Source organism: Bacteroides finegoldii DSM 17565 (genome assembly GCF_000156195.1).
Taxonomy (GTDB): Bacteria; Bacteroidota; Bacteroidia; order Bacteroidales; family Bacteroidaceae; genus Bacteroides; species Bacteroides finegoldii.
In genome coordinates this window covers 240,646-258,204 of the sequence record NZ_GG688317.1, presented here as the reverse complement: position 1 = coordinate 258,204, position 17,559 = coordinate 240,646, and the positions used below count along the sequence as shown (strand labels likewise).

Annotated in this window: 14 protein-coding genes and 1 pseudogene; 2 read left to right on the top strand and 13 right to left on the bottom strand. The window is 45.2% G+C overall.

The window, feature by feature from the left end:
• Positions 1-495: 495 nt before the first annotated feature.
• A complete protein-coding gene (locus BACFIN_RS18215) occupies positions 496-1,755 on the top strand; it encodes an ISAs1 family transposase (RefSeq protein ID WP_007748014.1) in 1,260 nt (419 codons plus the stop codon).
• A gap of 603 nt (positions 1,756-2,358) precedes the next feature.
• Here the strand turns inward: BACFIN_RS18215 and BACFIN_RS18220 are convergent.
• The 6 genes from BACFIN_RS18220 to BACFIN_RS21355 form a co-directional block, all read right to left on the bottom strand.
• Positions 2,359-2,592, bottom strand: coding sequence for a hypothetical protein (locus tag BACFIN_RS18220; RefSeq protein ID WP_007567639.1), 234 nt, complete (start codon positions 2,590-2,592; stop codon positions 2,359-2,361).
• A complete protein-coding gene (locus tag BACFIN_RS18225; RefSeq protein WP_007748012.1) occupies positions 2,589-3,518 on the bottom strand; it encodes an amidoligase family protein in 930 nt (309 codons plus the stop codon). Before BACFIN_RS18225 ends, BACFIN_RS18220 begins: the two co-directional genes overlap by 4 nt.
• Positions 3,519-3,665: 147 nt before the next feature.
• On the bottom strand, positions 3,666-4,454 hold the full coding sequence (locus tag BACFIN_RS18230; RefSeq protein ID WP_007748011.1) for a ParA family protein: 789 nt from the start codon (positions 4,452-4,454) through the stop codon (positions 3,666-3,668).
• Between the two features lie 27 nt (positions 4,455-4,481).
• Complete coding sequence (locus BACFIN_RS18235) at positions 4,482-4,868, bottom strand: DUF3408 domain-containing protein (protein ID WP_007567629.1); 387 nt, start codon at positions 4,866-4,868, stop codon at positions 4,482-4,484.
• Between the two features lie 29 nt (positions 4,869-4,897).
• Positions 4,898-5,314: a DUF3408 domain-containing protein gene (locus BACFIN_RS18240; RefSeq protein ID WP_007567627.1), complete on the bottom strand. Its 417-nt coding sequence runs from the start codon at positions 5,312-5,314 to the stop codon at positions 4,898-4,900.
• A gap of 100 nt (positions 5,315-5,414) precedes the next feature.
• Positions 5,415-5,723, bottom strand: a complete 309-nt coding sequence (locus tag BACFIN_RS21355) for a hypothetical protein (RefSeq protein ID WP_007748010.1) — start codon at positions 5,721-5,723, stop codon at positions 5,415-5,417.
• A gap of 1,460 nt (positions 5,724-7,183) precedes the next feature.
• Here BACFIN_RS21355 and BACFIN_RS23815 point away from each other — a divergent pair.
• Positions 7,184-7,758, top strand: a pseudogene (locus BACFIN_RS23815) (OmpA family protein); the annotation flags it as partial.
• 116 nt (positions 7,759-7,874) lie between these two features.
• Here BACFIN_RS23815 and BACFIN_RS22860 read toward each other — a convergent pair.
• From BACFIN_RS22860 to BACFIN_RS18270, 7 genes are all read right to left on the bottom strand, one after another.
• Positions 7,875-8,048 (bottom strand): histone H1, encoded by a 174-nt coding sequence (locus BACFIN_RS22860; RefSeq protein ID WP_005680417.1) that lies wholly within the window; start codon positions 8,046-8,048, stop codon positions 7,875-7,877.
• Between the two features lie 603 nt (positions 8,049-8,651).
• Positions 8,652-10,772, bottom strand: a complete 2,121-nt coding sequence (locus tag BACFIN_RS18245; protein WP_005680416.1) for a fimbrillin family protein — start codon at positions 10,770-10,772, stop codon at positions 8,652-8,654.
• Between the two features lie 51 nt (positions 10,773-10,823).
• Positions 10,824-12,884, bottom strand: a complete 2,061-nt coding sequence (gene ccsA, locus BACFIN_RS18250; protein ID WP_005680415.1) for a cytochrome c biogenesis protein CcsA — start codon at positions 12,882-12,884, stop codon at positions 10,824-10,826.
• Complete coding sequence (locus BACFIN_RS18255; protein WP_005680414.1) at positions 12,871-14,025, bottom strand: Rid family hydrolase; 1,155 nt, start codon at positions 14,023-14,025, stop codon at positions 12,871-12,873. The genes ccsA and BACFIN_RS18255 overlap by 14 nt, the downstream gene beginning before the upstream one ends.
• 12 nt (positions 14,026-14,037) lie before the next feature.
• The gene (locus tag BACFIN_RS18260) at positions 14,038-14,772 is read right to left on the bottom strand and encodes a hypothetical protein (protein ID WP_005680413.1); all 735 of its coding nucleotides are present in this window, start codon (positions 14,770-14,772) and stop codon (positions 14,038-14,040) included.
• A 19-nt stretch (positions 14,773-14,791) separates the two neighbouring features.
• Positions 14,792-16,003 carry an OprO/OprP family phosphate-selective porin gene (locus BACFIN_RS18265; protein ID WP_007748002.1) on the bottom strand — a complete coding sequence of 404 codons (1,212 nt, stop codon included), beginning with the start codon at positions 16,001-16,003 and terminating at the stop codon, positions 14,792-14,794.
• Positions 16,004-16,048: 45 nt separating this feature from the next.
• Positions 16,049-17,482 (bottom strand): di-heme oxidoredictase family protein, encoded by a 1,434-nt coding sequence (locus BACFIN_RS18270; protein ID WP_005680411.1) that lies wholly within the window; start codon positions 17,480-17,482, stop codon positions 16,049-16,051.
• Positions 17,483-17,559 lie beyond the last annotated feature (77 nt).

Genomic DNA, 17,559 nt, shown 5'->3' with positions numbered 1-17,559 from the left:
AAAGGGAATAGAGAATGGAGTCGACCTAATTCACTCGTTGCAAAACTTTGACGATATTTTTTAAGCATATCGAACTCGGTAAAACCCAAACAAGGTTCGATTTCTGAGATTTTTGTATCTTTACCATGTGTTTTTATTTTAGATTACCCCCGTTTTGGCCGTCAAACCGTTTTTGGGGGGAATGCTTAAAGATACAAAAAAGGCAACTAATTCGCAATGAAGTAGTTGCCTTAAATTTTATTATTTTAGGAATATCCCTAACTAACTTAATCGTAACCTATTACTATTATGAGTAATAAACTTATGCTCATTTCCAACAAATTACACTCTTTTCGTAACTTCTTACCACGGCTTTTTCATTTAAGAAATATTGTTCATCGCTTGTAATTGTAGTAAAAATGCTTATATTCGTGCACAGCGATGCGGAAGCACCGCCTTAGGTGTTTCTTCTTATCGTTCATTTTTATTTTTTTTATAGGCGGAATTCAATAGAATATGATGTTGATATTGTCTTCCGCCTTTGTTTTTGCAATAGCAAAAATACGATTTATTTCGTTGATATACAACTTTTTATACGCAATATTACTAAAAAAGAAACACCTTGACTGTCTTCGTGGCAGCATCATGACTCATTTGAGAAAATTTGTATCCTCAGTCCCTGAATACCGCAGAACAAGCAGAGGAAACTTCAAACACAAACTTGAAGATATACTCATGCTCGTAATATTGGGCAGACTCAGCAAGTGTATTACCAGAGCTGAAATACTTCAATTTGGCAAACGTCACTTGAAACGCCTGCAGTCGAAAGGGTTATTTCCGTATGGGTTACCCTCAGAAGCTACGCTCTGCCGTGTGTTTCAAAGCATCGACGATGAAAAGATGGCTGATCGAATGTCTGCTTTTGCAGAGGTTTTCCGCAAGGAAATATCCGCTTCGGCAACTGACATCATTTGTATTGTTGGCAAGGCCATGCGAGGTACCTTGTACGACAACGGACGCAACCCTAATATCGTCTCTGCATATTCACTCCGTTCCAGCTTTACTTTGGCTACTGATGTTTGCAAAGAGAAAAGTAATGAAATCAAATCCGTGCCCCGACTATTGGATAAACTAGATGTGTCAGGATGTGTCGTCACAGCAGATGCCATGTCATGCCAAAAGGGGATAATAGACAAGATTAGAGGTAAAGGAGGCGACTTCGTGATCGAACTCAAGGCGAATCAAAGATCTTTGCGCTATGGGCTTGAAGACTCTATAAAAGCCACCACCCCAACTGATATCTACAAGGAAGGTCCATACTTGGAACACGGCAGGATTGAGTCAAGGGTATGCCGTATATTCCGTGGGGAAGAACTGATTGCCGACAGGGAGAAATGGAATGGAAATTTGACAGTTATAGAAATACTCACATCTACGGAGAAAAAGTCTGATGGCAGAAGTACGTCTGAACAGCGACTGTATATTTCAAGCCTGGATAGCAGTGCAGAGCGGCTTAGTCAGATAACCAAACAGCATTGGGCTATTGAAAGCATGCACTGGGATCTTGACCGCAACCTCCGCCAGGACAGCATAAAGCGTAAGGCTGAACGAGCGGCTAGGAACCTGGATACAATTCAAAGGATGGTGTTGGCACTGATTACCGTTTGGAAGAACAGAAGGAAAAAAATATCAGATAAGCAAAAGGGAACGGCGCAGATAATAAGGGAGCTGGCGGTAAGCTTCACTAACGTGTTGCATTTTCTGGCTCAAAAATGAGAAAAATTCAGATTTGATATATTCGTAACGCATTGATTACCAATAATGGTATTTCCGCCCATGCCGCATTGGCATGGGTATGGGAATGGTACGCCCAATTCAAAGCTTAAATGAAAAAGCCGTGACTTCTTACGACTACAGACAAAAATACAAATAAAAATACAACGGCTTGTCAAATTGGATAAAAAACGTCTATATCGCAAATCTTAATTCCCTGTATCGCAAAGACAACATTAACTTATTCTTCTGATTATCAATCATAATAATATTCAAAATAGATACTCTACATTTTTCTTTTTGGGGATCTTCTTCAAATTTGGCGGTATCCCCCTCCTGATCCGCTTCTCTTTTGGGGATATAATGATACTAGATAACAGGCGGAACACCTTTAAATCCCCTGTCATGTATTATATTATCATGGATAGCCAGTTTTTGTTATCGCGGAGGGGCGGTGAAAAGAAAAAATGATTGCGGAAGGAGGCCGTGAAACCAGTCTCCGGAAAACAGGATACGACGGAGATCAGATACTGTGAAAAAAGAAAAAAATCCCCACCGGAGATGAATGAACCGGCAGGGAACGTAACAATAAAGGAACGGGCTCTCTCAACCCTTGATGTAACCGTACTTTTTCAGGTCGTCCATGAAATGCTCCGGCGTGTCGGTCCTCACCGTCACCCCGTGCAGTTCATGGTAACGGTTGGAGAAATTCACCATGTACTCCTTATCGGTGCACCCGCTGTCAAACCAGCTGCCCTCACGCAGGAGACGTACAAACTCGGAAGGGTCGGAGGCGGTAATCCTGCCGCCATCCGCCAAAATATACATATGCCTGTTCATGCCGATAATTTTTTAGTTCTCAGTTTATAATATAGTTTCTGTTCACCATCCAGGAAGGGGATGTCCTGGAGCGCGGTGGCCGCAGGCACCTGCCCCTTTGTGGCAAAGGTAACCAATTTGTGGAGAAACAGCACCCAGTTACGCATTTTTGTGAAGTTGGTCGTTCCCGAATGCTGGCGGAACTCGACCGTCTTGTGCCGTGAGTAGGCCTCGAGATTCACCTTATGGTAACGGTTGCCGATCCTGCTTTTCAGATCGTCCACCGTCCGGGCGGAACGTATCATCCCGTCAGAGACATGGCCCAGTCCACGGCAATAGTAGTTATCCCTGCGGGATGCCGGCATGAACTTGTCGATGACCGGTTCCAGATGTTTGTAACTCAGGGCCAGGTTACGCCAGGTCTCCATGCTGAAACCGGCGGCATCGATATGCACGTGAAGCCCGCAGCTCCCGTTCACTTTCATGTCACACAGGTCGAGCACCCAGCAGACCTTCTCCAGCTCCCGCAACCCTGCTTCGCCGACAAGGATCGGACTGACCAGCTCGAAGGTGTCGTTTCCGTTTATACTGCTGTCCGTCACGAGTTTCCAATGCGGACGGGTGGTATGGTTGTAACTTTCCACCGTAACCTCGATATCGGCCTCCCTGAGCTCGCGTGCGAGCCGTTCACGGGAGCAGTTGTAAGCCTCGATCTCGATACCGAACTTGCGGTTGAAAGTGTAATCCGGTGCGGCTGCCAACGGTTGAACGTTCGGACCGCCCTCACGTTCCCTCATCCGGCGCAGGGCATTCACTACAAAGCCGTAGTTTCCGTTGGTCACCATTCTCGCGATTTCCGCACGGGGAACACCCAGAAGATACAGTTGCCGGATCTTGCTCGTCTTTGTCGTTTCTTGTACTAAAATGTTTCTGATTTGCTCGTTCATTACTTGTTTCCTCCTTTATTTTTCGCTTTACTAAAGTAATGCTTTTACAGGAGAAGTCGTAATTATAAGAACCTTATTATCATGCCATTAGCTTACTTTATCTTAGGCTAAAACTCCTTATTTAAGGTGTCTATACCCTGACATCCGCTACCGGTCGGTATCGGATTCCTCCAGGCCGATGGTACGGCATATCTCCTCCACCAGTTCAGGAAGGCCGGAGCTTTTCTCCTGACGGGGATCGGGTGGAAACAGCGTGGAGCGGAAGACACCCTTGCAGACAGGGGCCGCCTCCCTGTTGTAGCGGAGGGTGTTCGGAATGTGTGAGGACAGCAGCCGCAGCCCCATCTTGTCGATGACCCGGTTCCAGGCGTCATACAAATCCTTCCGCCCCCGCCTGTCCACCATGTTCCAGAACAGCCAGGTCCCTTTCAGGTTGCAGTTCTTCCTGGAGACCAACTCCTCTTCCAGAGCCTTGGTAAACTGCAGGGAACTCTGCATGACGATGTTGTCCGCCTTGATCGGGATGAAAATGTAGTCCATCGCAGCAACAGTATAGACCACCCCCTCGCTGCGGAGCGTTCCGGGAAGGTCGAAAAGCACGATATCGAAAGTTTCCCCCTTTTCGTCCATATAACGACGCAGGTCCTCCACCGCCTTTTCCGGATCGCTTTTGATGACCGGATAGGCAAGCTTCCGGATTCTCTCGTGCTGCCGGTAAAGGCTCACCTTCAGGTCGTCATTTTTCATGACACTCTCCATGTCCCTCTCACGCATCAGGGCGATGCTGTGCTGCGGGTAGTCACAGTCCACAACCGCCACACGCAGGCCTTTGCGGTAATGCAGCACACTGGCCAGCAGTACCGTAAAGACGGATTTTCCCACGCCACCCTTCTGGCTGGCGACGGCAACCAACAACTCTTTTTCTTTTTTCATCATACTTCTTGCATTAAATGTTAAACACTATTATGACCGGCCGGGCAGGGACTCTTCCAGAATCATCTCCACCGTTTCCCTGTATTCTTCCAGATGCCGCGAGACAAGGTGGTTGATGAACCCCTCCAGCGTGACCTTCCCATTTCTCGAGGCTCCCGCCAGGATGGACAGTTTCCGGTGCAGGGCGGCAGGAATATGCAGTGACCGGCGCTGCACGCCCGCAATGCCACGCAGGTATTCCTCCCCATAGACGGACGGCTGCATGGGGCCGCTTTTCCTTGCGGGACGCATTATGTCGTTACCGGACATTCCACGTCCCTTCCGGGGACAGGCAGGTGCTTCCCCCATGATCTCACGGATGCGGTCCGCGTCCATCCCGCCGGGACCAATCCGGTCTTTTACGTTCTTTCCTGTCATGATATATCTTCTTGGACAATGACAACATTTTATCGGCGGGCCGTTCCTCCACGCTGTCCGTCCTCATCCCAGGGACGGTAGACCTCACCGAGCAGGGCGGCGATATCCTCCCTGTGCTCCTCCATATGGAGCTCCAGCAGCCGGATGATAAACCCGGAGATGCTGCCGCAACCGGCGGCCCTGACCAGCATGGCGATCCGGCGGTGCAGCCTCCCGTCAATATACGCGGTCTTCCACTCCACAGACTTGGGAGCGGGAACAAGAAACCTCCTCTTGTATTCTTCCGGGGCTGTCACTTTCCCTGCACGGACCTGCCTTTCATGCCCCGGCATACCCACCGCCGGTTCCGGGGATGGGGAAACGGGAGCTGACAGAAGGTTTCCCGTGAGTCCGACCCTCTCGAGAACGATATCGGAAAGCCGGTTCTTTTCCTTTTCTGAATCCATTGTCTTAAAATCTTAATTTATTAAATTACACAACTGGCATTGTTTCGGAATACAAAATAAAGAAAGAAGAGGACAGGACGGAACCACCTGTCGCTTATAGTCATCCAAAGTCGTTTATTGTCATGATACACATGATGGTGGGGACGAACATATGGTTCCATCCGGATGCTTCTTCCCATGCGGGAGTGACGTCAGAATCCTGCTGTCCGTAGCGGCGTGGAAAAGTGGCGGGATTCCGTTCCTTGTCCACCGCCCCTTTCAAATCCTTATGGGCAGGTGTGGGAGCATGCATCCGTCCTGATACGGATTCTTGGATTATCGGTCTGTGGAAGTGTAAAAATATCAATCCGTTAATGGAGACAAGGAAGAAAAAACATAAGGCGTACACGGCTACCTGCACGTTCTCCATTTGCAGAAGTGTAGAAGTGGCAATCCGTTAATGGAGACGATGAAAAAAAACAATAAGGCATATACGGCTACCTGCCATTCTCCATTTGCAGAAGTGTAGAAGTAGCAATCCGTTAATGGAGACAATGAAGAAAAACCATAAGTCATACACGGCTACCTGCACGTTCTCCATTTGCAGAAGTGTAGAAGTAGCAATCCATCAATGGAGACTAGAAAAAGAAACCATAAGTCATACACGACTATATGCCCATTCTCCATTTGCAGAAGTGTAGAAGTAGCAATCCATCAAAGGAGACAAGGAAGAAAAACAATAAGGTGTATACGGCTACCTGCCCATTCTCCATTTGCAGAAGTGTAGAAGTGGCAATCCATCAATGGAGACTAGGAAAAGAAACCATAAGTCATACACGGCTACCTGCACGTTCTCCATTTGCAGAAGTGTAGAAGTAGCAATCCATCAATGGAGACAAGGAAAAGAAACCATAAGACATACACGGCTACCTGTCATTCTCCATTTGCAGAAGTGTAGAAGTAGCAATCCGTTAATGGAGACGATGAAAAAAACAATGAACTATATACGGCTACATGTCCATTTCTCCATTTGCAGAAGTGTAGAAGTAGCAATCCATTAATGGAGATAATGCAGAAAACCATGAAGCATATACGGCTACATGTCCATTTCTCCATTTGCAGAAGTGTAGAAGTAGCAATCCATTAATGGAGATAATGTAGAAAAACCATGAAGCATATACGGCTCACTGCCGCTCTCCATTTGCAGAAGTGTAGAAGTATCAATCCATCAATGGAGACAAGGAAAAGAAACCATAAGACATACACGGTTACATGCACATTCTTCATTTGCAGAAGTGTAGAAGTAGCAATCCGTTAATGGAGACAATGAAGAAAAACAATAAGGCGTATACGGCTACCTGTCATTCTCCATTTGCAGATGTGTAAAAATAACAATCCATTAATGGAGAATAGGGTATGGAAAGGGCAGATTTCCAGTACATACGTCTCCCTTATTCCTGAATTATGGGCGTAAGTCACATGATTCAGGAGAGATAGCCACCTTTTTATGGGGAGAGCAGCCGGCAAATGCCTGATGGAAATGACCCGAAAATCACAGGAGAATAACCGTACAATAGGCTGATACACAATTCCTATTGGAGAATGTTGTCCCCATTAGGGGACAGCAAGTTGTGTTTTCGTTAAACGAAAACAGGACGGTTTAACGGCGAATATGCCGACAAACCATCCCAGCCTTTGCCTCCGGAGTTGGTATGTTTATAAGTGAAAAGACAACAGTATTAAAACAGAAGCAATTTAGCATATTTAAAAAATCATAATTCATTTCAGCCTTGACATTTTATTTTTAAAGCATAACTTTGTGTTCGGATAAATAAAAATAGCTTCTTATGGTATATTGTAACTTATTGTTTTTGATATTTTTATAAATATAATATAACTAGATGTACATATCCAATAACGCTTACAGCGGTTTGAACTCACTTCGTGGAGGGCTGAAGCATAGCTATTGGAGCGGTTCATCACTTCTTGACACGACAACCTTTCAATCTGAAAGTGGAAAGCCATCATGTAATTATACGATTTCCCGAAATATGCAGTTTGGCTTTCAGGACACCCTTTCTATGGATTCCAATGTTTTTTTCATACGCTGATGGGGAATGTATTGGTACACCTATCTATTTCTTTTTTGCTTCCAATACGGTGTCCTAAAGGATACCTCACAAAGGCTTAATTTTAACGAACTGGCCCGTGTAACGAAAAAATACAGTTTATCCGTGAGAGTAACTGGTGCTGCCGACAGTTCTACTGGTACATCAGGTATCAACGATTCTTTGAATATATCAAGAGCTTGCTTGGTTGCTACAGAACTGGAATGACATGGAATATCGGCCGAACGTATTATCAGAATTAGTTAAGGAGAAATTGCCGACTATACACCTGCGGAATCCAACAGATATACGAAAGTAGAGTTGTTTTTTCAGAAGCGAAATAGAAATTTCACATAATTGATATTTAATTTTATCACAACTAATAAAGCCTCCCCGCTGTGAAACGAAAAGTTTTTTTTCGATATGGTACACGCTATGCCGCCATTTCCATACCGTCGAGACCAGAGTAAAAATTACTTCGAGGCTTCGAGTGACTCTTTTCTGAAACGTTTGAGGAGTTTTTCAAGTTCGAGTGATGCTTTGCGGGCACGGGTTCCGGCAGCTTTGTTTCCTTTTTCTACCTGGAGGCTGGCATCTTTTGAAAATTGATCAAACAATTCACTGATTTGTGCAAATGTTTTTTCCATGGTCATATTTTTAAATGTTATACAATACTTTGCAAATATAGTAAAAAAATCAGGGATCAGATTATATTGTAATATATTCGTTATAGTATGATATCTCCTTTTATCCTCTCCCATATATTTCCCATTCCGAGTATTTCCTGATCGTGTCATTGGCAATTCTCTTCGGAGGGATTTTATCTATAAAGTTAGTGATAAAAAGTGGGAAAACCGCAGTGGATGCAACGAGTGCAGGATAATAATGTGAAATACCGTTATTTGTTGATGTGGGGGGAAGTAGAGGAGAGCCTTTGATATGCTGGAAATCAAATGCAACTAGTAGAGAGATAACGGATTCATCCGGAACCGAACCGATTCTGTGATCGATTCTGAGTACGACAGAAGGAAGTAGAAAGAAACGCTGAAAGCGTGTAAAGCTGCTCAATAAACAGCTCGGGAGCTAAGGAAAGACGCTGATGAGTTCCAAACATAGATGAGAAAAAGCCGAAGCAATGAATCATGTTCTCCGCTTCGGCTAATTTGACTTACCTTTTTTCCCTCTGTGCCGTGTTCTTTCTCGAGCTGCAACTGTGTTAGTAAGCAGCTCCTTGTTTTTATTGCAACCCTTTAGTCTTGGCAAGGACGGAGCGCATACCCGAATCCCCGATCGACCATATATGTTGGCTGTACGTCTACTGAGCTAGTTCTAAGGTAATAATTATTGCCCTTCGCTACCGGATGTGCCGACCAGAAGCAACCCTGTGTCCCGATACTACCTGGCCGCATAGTGGAATAACTACGATACCCTAACGCCGGGAAGAAAATGCTCTGTGTTTTTTCGGAATTTGTATAAAAATACCAACCTTTTTCCGAACTACTCCAGGTACCGTTAACTTGAGTGGAAGATGATACACTTTCTCCTGTTGTGGTAAATCCTGTGAAAGCGTTACTGGCAGGAAGTTTAAAACCAACGGGACACGGATCGTAAATAGTCTTGTTAACAGGATTGTCATTGGCAGAAGTTGTTTTATTATCGGCACTCCACAGGTTGTAATAGGTATAATCTCCATTATATCTATTGTGCATCAGATTAGGATTGAGAATACAGTTCTTGATACAATCATTCCCGGCCGAAAAGGTTCCTTTCATAGGATTTGCTGTAGATGGAATTCCCTCCTTGTCATACCAGATTTTGGTTGTGTTACCCATTCCGTTCGAAGGGTAGAGCGGATCTTTACGTCCCCATTGATAAAAAGGAGCATTACTTCCGGTAGCGATTACGTTCGCCAACTGCTTGATGGTTATTTCCTTACTCTGGTCCCCGGCAATGAATTTTACCTTGCAACTCCGTTCTTCATAGGTGATGGTATTACCGTCGCATTGTCCCAGATTAACGGGCATAAAATTATATTTTACGTTTTGATGATTGGTTATCTCAATCACATTGTTAATGTCTTCGTCTGTAACCCAGACATGCCAGGACCAGAGGATGGCATCACTCACATCCTTGATCGCAATGACGGCATTGCCTTGCCGGATGGAAGAACGGTCCACTTTGAAAGAGATATTGCCGCCATTGGAATCGGCATTGTATTTTATATCCGTAACCAGGTTCATCGCATCCTGCCAGACCAGTTCGGCCTTGGCCGGCGTACATCCATTACCGCTGATGTATGGATCCGTGATCCCGTTCCCGGCATGGTTGATGAAAGGATTCAGGATATTGGTTCCTGTCACCGTGGAGGTATACGCGGAAGCGTTCGTGGCTGAGTTCTTGATCGCATTGCCATATACCAGCGGCAAAGAATAGTAACCGGGAGCGTTGACCACGTAACAGTTGGCAGTGTTCTCAACAGTATTCCCCCCGGTGTTGTTGGAAAGGTTATACGGTGTGGTTTCCGATCCCTTGGCTGTGGCCGCCTTCAAAGCATTCTCATGTAAATCATTTGATATTCCGGTCTGCGCCTCGACCGTCGCATCACAAGGTTGCGCAAATTCACCGCCGGTACCAGATGCCGTGAATGCGGTAAGCCATACCGGCTTGGTGTCTGTCCACGTGGTTCCGTCTTCTGCATATTGTGCGGTCCATTCGGCAGCTTCTTTTTCCCCTTGGGCGTTTTGCCTGTAACTGGTAACACAATATTGCTGTGTACCACCGGTATATGTAAAATCGGCCAGGGCAGTGACATCAAGCGTGTAAGTCCAGTTGAGAGAACTACTGGATATTTTGTAGGTCACAGTCTTGCCCATCGGCCACTCACTTCCTTTTATATCGGCTATTAAAGTGTGGCCTGTATGGGTGTCGTCTGTGAATAAGACTTCTATCTGCGCGCCCTCAGGAAACCGCTGGGGCAGCATCATAAAGGTCTGCGCCTCACTCGTGAGCGCCTCGTCAGCTGTTCCTGTCGTCACTTTATCCAATGCCTGTGAGAAGGAGGCGGGAGTATCCAAACCGCTCCAGGTTTGTGTCCCCATATTGTAAGTTCCTCTGGAATAAACGTTTTTCAAACGGACCTGCTTGACCGTACCTTCCCGCATATCATTCCCGCACACGAATCTGACGGCGGTCAGTGCATGGTTGAAGGTCAGTGCAACAGCCGTGTTACTGTTTCCCCCGAGCTCAGATGACCGGGCTACCAGCAGGTCCTCCTGTTGGCTCACCTCTTCCGGCACGGTCACGCTGATACGGGGGGGAGCCGGCCTGCCCCTACCCGGAAAACACGTACCGGGCGTTCTCTTTGGGTGCATAGGCGAATTCCGCAGGCATTTTTATTATATCATCCGAAAATAGAAAGATAATCAGGCATAGCTATGCATACCGCCCAGCAGATAATTTACTCCGAAGTAAGTCATCAGCACCGTAAGGAAAGCCAACACCATATAAGCATGGAAGAACCGGGGTTGCCGGAAGACGGCAAGCGATGGTCCGTGGAATGCCGCACCATAGATTAAAAAGGAGATCAAAGCCCAGACTTCTTTCGGGTCCCAGGCCCAATAACGCCCCCATGAAACATTTGCCCACACAGCACCAATAAAAATTCCCGCCCCCAGACAAAATACTGCCGGATAGAGCATCAACCGACTGAAAAGCATCAATTGCTCCACACGGACCTTACGCTGTTCCTGAATCTCCGAATCGATTGCCTTTTTTCGCCAACCTCCTATGCAGAATGCCAGTAATCCATTTAGCATCATAAAGGCAAACAATGCATAAGATACCATAATCAGAGAAACATGAATACTTAACCAGGGAGACAGCAACACAGGCATCAGAGGAGTGATCTGAGGATTGTTCTGCCCAAGATAAGCTACCAACAAGGCAAAACCCGAAATGAGCAATCCAAAAGACAACGTAAAAGAGAAGCGACACCGGAATATGCATGCAAGCAGAAGTGTACACAGTGCCATAAATTGCATGGTTTCATATCCATTGCTCAACGGAATACGTCCGCCAACATACCACCGCAAACAGTAGCCAAAGAGTTGAAAAAGGAATGCTGCATAAAGTGCAACTGTAAAAACGCTCCATGCCTTACCTGCCGAACGATGCATGCTGCAATAAAGTAAATAGAAAAATGCCAGCATCCCTACAGTCAGATTGAACATGAACAACAGTTTGCTGAATGGAATACGATTGTACAATATTTCAGCCTGCACTTTTACGTCAGATAGTGGTTTTATACTCCCATCTTCCGGTAAAGGATGGATAAGTGTTCCACTCCGTAGCATCAGTATCAATCCTACCTTTTCGTCCGTTTCCATGATAGCCTTTTCCAACGAAGTCATTTTCATATGTGGCTTTTGTCCACCCTTCCAAAATTCCTGCAATCGATAGTTTTGTCCATCAAACAAATCAGTAAGACGGGCATAAGAAGACGATAACCGGAGTAAATGACGAAGTTCCGCACTCTTTATATAAATCATCGGTTCATTCTGCCAAACCTCCGGACGAAGTAGCCAACCTCCGACAACCTGTTCGGGTGTCATACCACCATAAGAAGGTTTTCCGGTCAGTTTCAATACAAAGTCTCGTGCAAGAGTATTAAAAGGTACTACGCGATCATGATAAATCACTTGTTTGAATGCCAGACTATCCGCCTGCCTGAGTGCAAGTGCCGGAAGGCTTCTGTTTTCTGCTTGCACCACCGTTACCACAGCCATGAGCAACCACACAAACATTCCCCCTTTCCGAAGCAATGGATGCCTGAGTAATCTACGGAATTCTCCACTGCGACCGACAAGCATCCACAACATGGAGATACCCAGCAAAATATATCCTGCATACGTAACCCCTATTCCCCACGGATCATAATTCACTGACAACCAACTCCCCTCCTTATCATCATCAAAAGAAGACTGGTAAAAGCGATACCCCTGACGAGAGAGGATACGATTCATGGAAACTGGTTCCGCATCCCGGATATAGCTGACATAATCTGCCGGAGCCTCCGTCCCCGGATAATACTCCACCCGGAAACTGTCCAGACACAATGTGAATGGTAATTCGATCACCCGCTTACTGTCTTGGTCTATGAAAGTTCCCACCTCAGTGCCTACTGTGAGATGCATATATCCTTTCTTGCTGCATGAAAATGTAATCATGGCTCCCACCAAGATAAAAAGGAAGGAGCCATGCAACAACAATGCCGGGAGATGCCGCCACAACTGCCGCTTAACCAACACGACAACTGCCAATGCAGCAAGTACTCCCCACAAACAACAAAACCAAACTGTATGATAAACATACTTTTCTACAAACTCTGTTCCGCGTACATGCTCCACAAAGGTCACCACAGCAAGTAAAGCCACCAGACAGATATATAAGGAGACGAGACTTTTCTTCAGATTAAAAAGGTGCATATTCCTTATTCTTCAAAGCCTTAACTCCCATACATTCCATTTCGATCAACCATCCGGGACGGCATACAGGCGCATGTACAAATACTTTAGGAGTATCTGGGAAACACTTGTCATACATACTCTTCACAACCGCATAGTCTGCAATGTCACGCAAGTAAACAATCATATGCCCCAAATCATCAAACGTGCACTCCGCCTCTTTCAGCAAGGCTTCTACATTTTCCCACATCCGTTCCGTCTGCCTACGGATGTCGCCGGGGTATACTACTTCCCCTTTATTGTTGATACTTGCCGTACCTGAAATAAACACTTGACGCCGGTCACCGTAATCGACATACGTTCCGCGTTCAAAGCTGACACCATACTCATAAGTAGGATTCAGATGCGTAGGAGCATAAAGGAAGTGTATCTGTTCCGGCTTTAAGCCTGCCACAGCATAGGTATCCATTTGCACCAATACTTTAGGATCAGCATGACGTCCGCCGATACCTGTACTGGCAATATAGTGTGTTTTTTCCGTCAGGTTCTGAGTGACGAAAACCTCATTACGCGCCTTTACCACACCGGCATAATTCACATCCACATTCTGTACGAAGAACCAGGTACGGATACAGTTATCCGCCAATTTACATCCTTGTTCCATAAGTTGCATCGCGTAGTCATTCAGCAACAAACGGGTCTGGTACTCAGAATTTGCGGCACGATTGAAAACACTGCCTCCCCACAGGTGGCGGTACGCATTGTGCTTTACTTCAAACAATCCGTTGTGCAGCACTTGTGTCTGCACATTGGTCTGTAAATAAGCCCACAAAGCTATTTTCGTCCCATCCAAAGGGGGTTGCTCTACCACGGAAAGAGCACAGTCGGAACTTTCGGTAGTGATAGCCAGCAGGAGGTCAGCCTGATTGGCGGTATCACTCAGAAAATAACGTTTAAACACAGCCATGGCACCTTTCAATTCACCTGCAAGCAAATCATTGTAGGCATTGGCTACTGCATTTAATTGTTCTTCATAAGTGTCTTCCGGCCGGGTAGAGTGAATCATTACATGAAACTCTGAAACGCCTTCTTTTACTTCATATTTAAAAATCTCGGTTAATGTATTCTCTGATTGATTGGTTGGTTGTTTTTTGTTGTTCATTTCCAATATCGTTTACTCGTTATTCAAAAAAATACCTTCGTTTATCCAATTATCTATCAGTTTCAATAAGGGTTGCTCATCTTCTGACAGCATATCGGTATGGTTCATACTCGTATCACCAGCCCTGTTCAAGACCAGATGTAGAAAACTCTCTTCTGCACTGCCGGGCTTCACCAATAGTATATCACTATTCTTATGCGCCGGCTGGTTGACCAACGCATGATAGCTCTTACCCTCCGTCAGAAATAAATTACCCGATGCAGAACCGGTCTGCCCATGGCACGCTACACATCTTTTATCGAAAACCTGTGACTGGATGGAACTGAACATACCCACGTCCAGTGTTCCCACATCCATTAATATAGTATCTGTAATAGCTGCGAGTTCTTCATCTTCCATCGTCTTAAATTCGACAATACATTCGCGCAGACGACTGATAACACACAATTTGAGTGATTTCACTTCATCACTGATACCTCCCAGTGTCATAACGATATCTGTTCCGTCGGTTACATTGACTGGCAGTGATTTCGTTATAACAGCGTATTCACTTTTATCATTGAAGCCTGCCACAACGACACTATAATCATCCGTCCAATTGCTGATACCACTGAAACGACCTGTCAACTTTAGGACTCGGCCACCACGCTGCACCTCTATCTCCTTCTCATAGATTCTTCCATCATCACATGAACAGAAGCAGAGTGTCATCCAGATAGCAGCAAAGAATAATATACATTTCTTCATAACTACTCTCTTTGTTTTTTTAGAAAGTATATTGCAGCATTACTGTTGCAGAATGAGTGGCCAGACCTAAATTATCATTATCTCGGTCGAGCTGTGTATCGTGCCCCGTACGGGCAATATACTGGTACATAGCCTGGAGTTTCAGGTTACAACCCTTAAAGAAATAATTCACACCCACAGCCGGCATATTCAGAAATCCGTCATCGCTGGTACCGTTACGGTTAAAGAAGTCATAACGCAAGGCAGCCTGCAAACGGGGAGCTACAAAGTAGCCGCCCTGTACATAACCACCCAGGTAATTGTATGTCTCATTTATTTTCTGACGATCGGTGAAGCCCACATTCATATAGTATGCTTCGGCGCCCAGATACAGTTTATTCTTTAACATGGCAAATTCCACTCCCACACGGGTATCATTGGTACTTTCATTCTCACTTTCCACATTGATTGAAGCCGATACACCGAACATGATCTTATCTTCATTCAAACGGTTAGGATTACCTTGGGTGGACGGCATCACACCTTTAGGCATATAAGTAAAGCGTCCCGCATACAGTAAAGAAGGAATATGCCAATCATCACTCAGAGTTTTTGTAGCTGTATTTACAGAAGAACCGGTACCATTGAATAAACCTACTTCATAGCCAAATTTATCAGCTAACAATCCGTGAATTTCAACACCGAGGTCAAAACCGGTACCGATGTTAGGCGTTACCGCATTCAAGGAATAAGGCAGAATGATGGCGGAAGTCAATGATACTGGCAACTGCGGCAACAATGTTTCGCCCAACGTCGTCAGATAAGCATGTGAGAAAGGTGTTTTGAATTTACCGACACGCACGGCAAACTGTTTTTTAAGTTGCACATCGAACCATGCTTGTTGAAGCAATGCTCCCCCACTGGCAGCCGCATTGATAGAAAGATTAAAGGCTACTTTACCAAAAGCTTTACCAGTGAAGCCCAATACAGCATAGGGAATTGAGAAACCGGAATTAGCTACATTATCCTGATTGTATGCCTTATCCAGGCCTTCATCATCATACCAATTGAAATTTGCACAAGTCTGTACCAACAGATAGGGCTTGAATACAAAGTCTCCCTTCTTGGTTTCTATCGTAAATCCCTCTCTTCCGGCAAGTGACACTACACCGTTTTCTGTATCTTCTTCATGCTGTGCCATAGCAGCCAACGAAAGGGCAGCCATTACAACCATTAAAATTAATTTCTTCATAATTGCTTGTATAATACTTATTGGTTTTATTGTTCGTTATTTGTTTTATAATGATTTCAGAAATGCGACCAAAGCATTACGATCTTCTTTACTCATCTTTTTGAAGAGATTCTTCGATGCTTCACCTTCACCACCGTGCCACATGATAGCCTCAATATAGTTGCGGGCGCGCCCATCATGCAAGAAGTAAGTATGACCATTCACAGTTTCCTGCAATCCGATACCCCAAAGCGGAGTCGTACGCCATTCGTTGCCACGGGCCAAACCGCTTACATAGTTATCATTCAGTCCTACGCCCATAATTTCAGAGCCCATGTCATGAAGCAGGAAGTCCGAATATGGATGAATTGTCTGACTACCCAGCCAAGGAAGGCGGGTTCCGTTCAGCAGTATAGAACCACGTGGTTTTGTGTGCAAGGTGGTTACATGGCAGAGATGGCACTTCGCCTTATAAAAATTCTGCTCACCCTTGATCACTTGTTCATTATTCACATTGCGACGTGCCGGAACACTAAGGCTCTGCATGTAGAGATCTACATTCTCCATTTCTTCCGTAGATACATCCAACTGGGCATAAGAAAGTCCCATCATACTGCCTTGATTTACTTGTGCCTGTCCTTCACAGATTTCTTCGGGATAGCGGCTGTTCGTAACTCCCATATCGCTGGAGAAACCAAGTTCCACTGTCAGGTCGGCATGCTGTGCTTTATTACCGGACAAGCCTAAACTTCTCATTCCTCTCTCGGAGATATAGTTGCAACGGCCACTGATACCATATTCCGGATAATTGCTTTTAGCAGCCAAAGCTTCAATTTCAGTGGGATCGAGCGCCATCATTTGTCCCATACCTACGTGGCGCAGAGGAATACGCACCGTACAGAACAGATCTTCGGGTTTGATGCTGTCCGCATACCATTCATAAATAGAATAATTGGGTTTGCAGAGTTCATACGTCTCACCATCAGGGAACTGGAAAGTCTCATAGGTATATTCCACTTTCAGTTTTCCCTCGGGCTTCACACCATAAATAGCCTGATCATGAAGCACACGTCCATAATCCTGAAAGAAAGCTCCATTCTTACGACTAATATAAACCAACATAGACGAAAAGCCGGAGCTACCGGAACCACCTTCGCTCCACAAAGTAGGTTGCGTACGTCCGGCATTTCGGTGACAGCTACCACAAGAATAACCGGCATAAACCGGTCCCAGTCCTCCACCTATTCCATTACTACTGGTGCGGATATCATCATACAATTTGTCACCACGGGTGAAACGTTTATCGTATGCCCCTGTTATCCAGTCAGCCGACCTGTCATAAGCATAAGAGGAAGTCAGGAAGTTGGTAGCAGTACCGGCAGAGAGGGCAAAGCCGGCAGGTACTTCTATATTATCCACATCAATTCCATCATCCTCGCAGGCAAACAATGCCAGAAGCGAAAAACAGATTGGAAATGAGTATTTTAATAAGCCATTCATTCGTTATTGAATTATTATTGCAAAATACGTAACTAACATTTATCTTTTTAACGCAGATGTTGCGGAAACAACAGAAT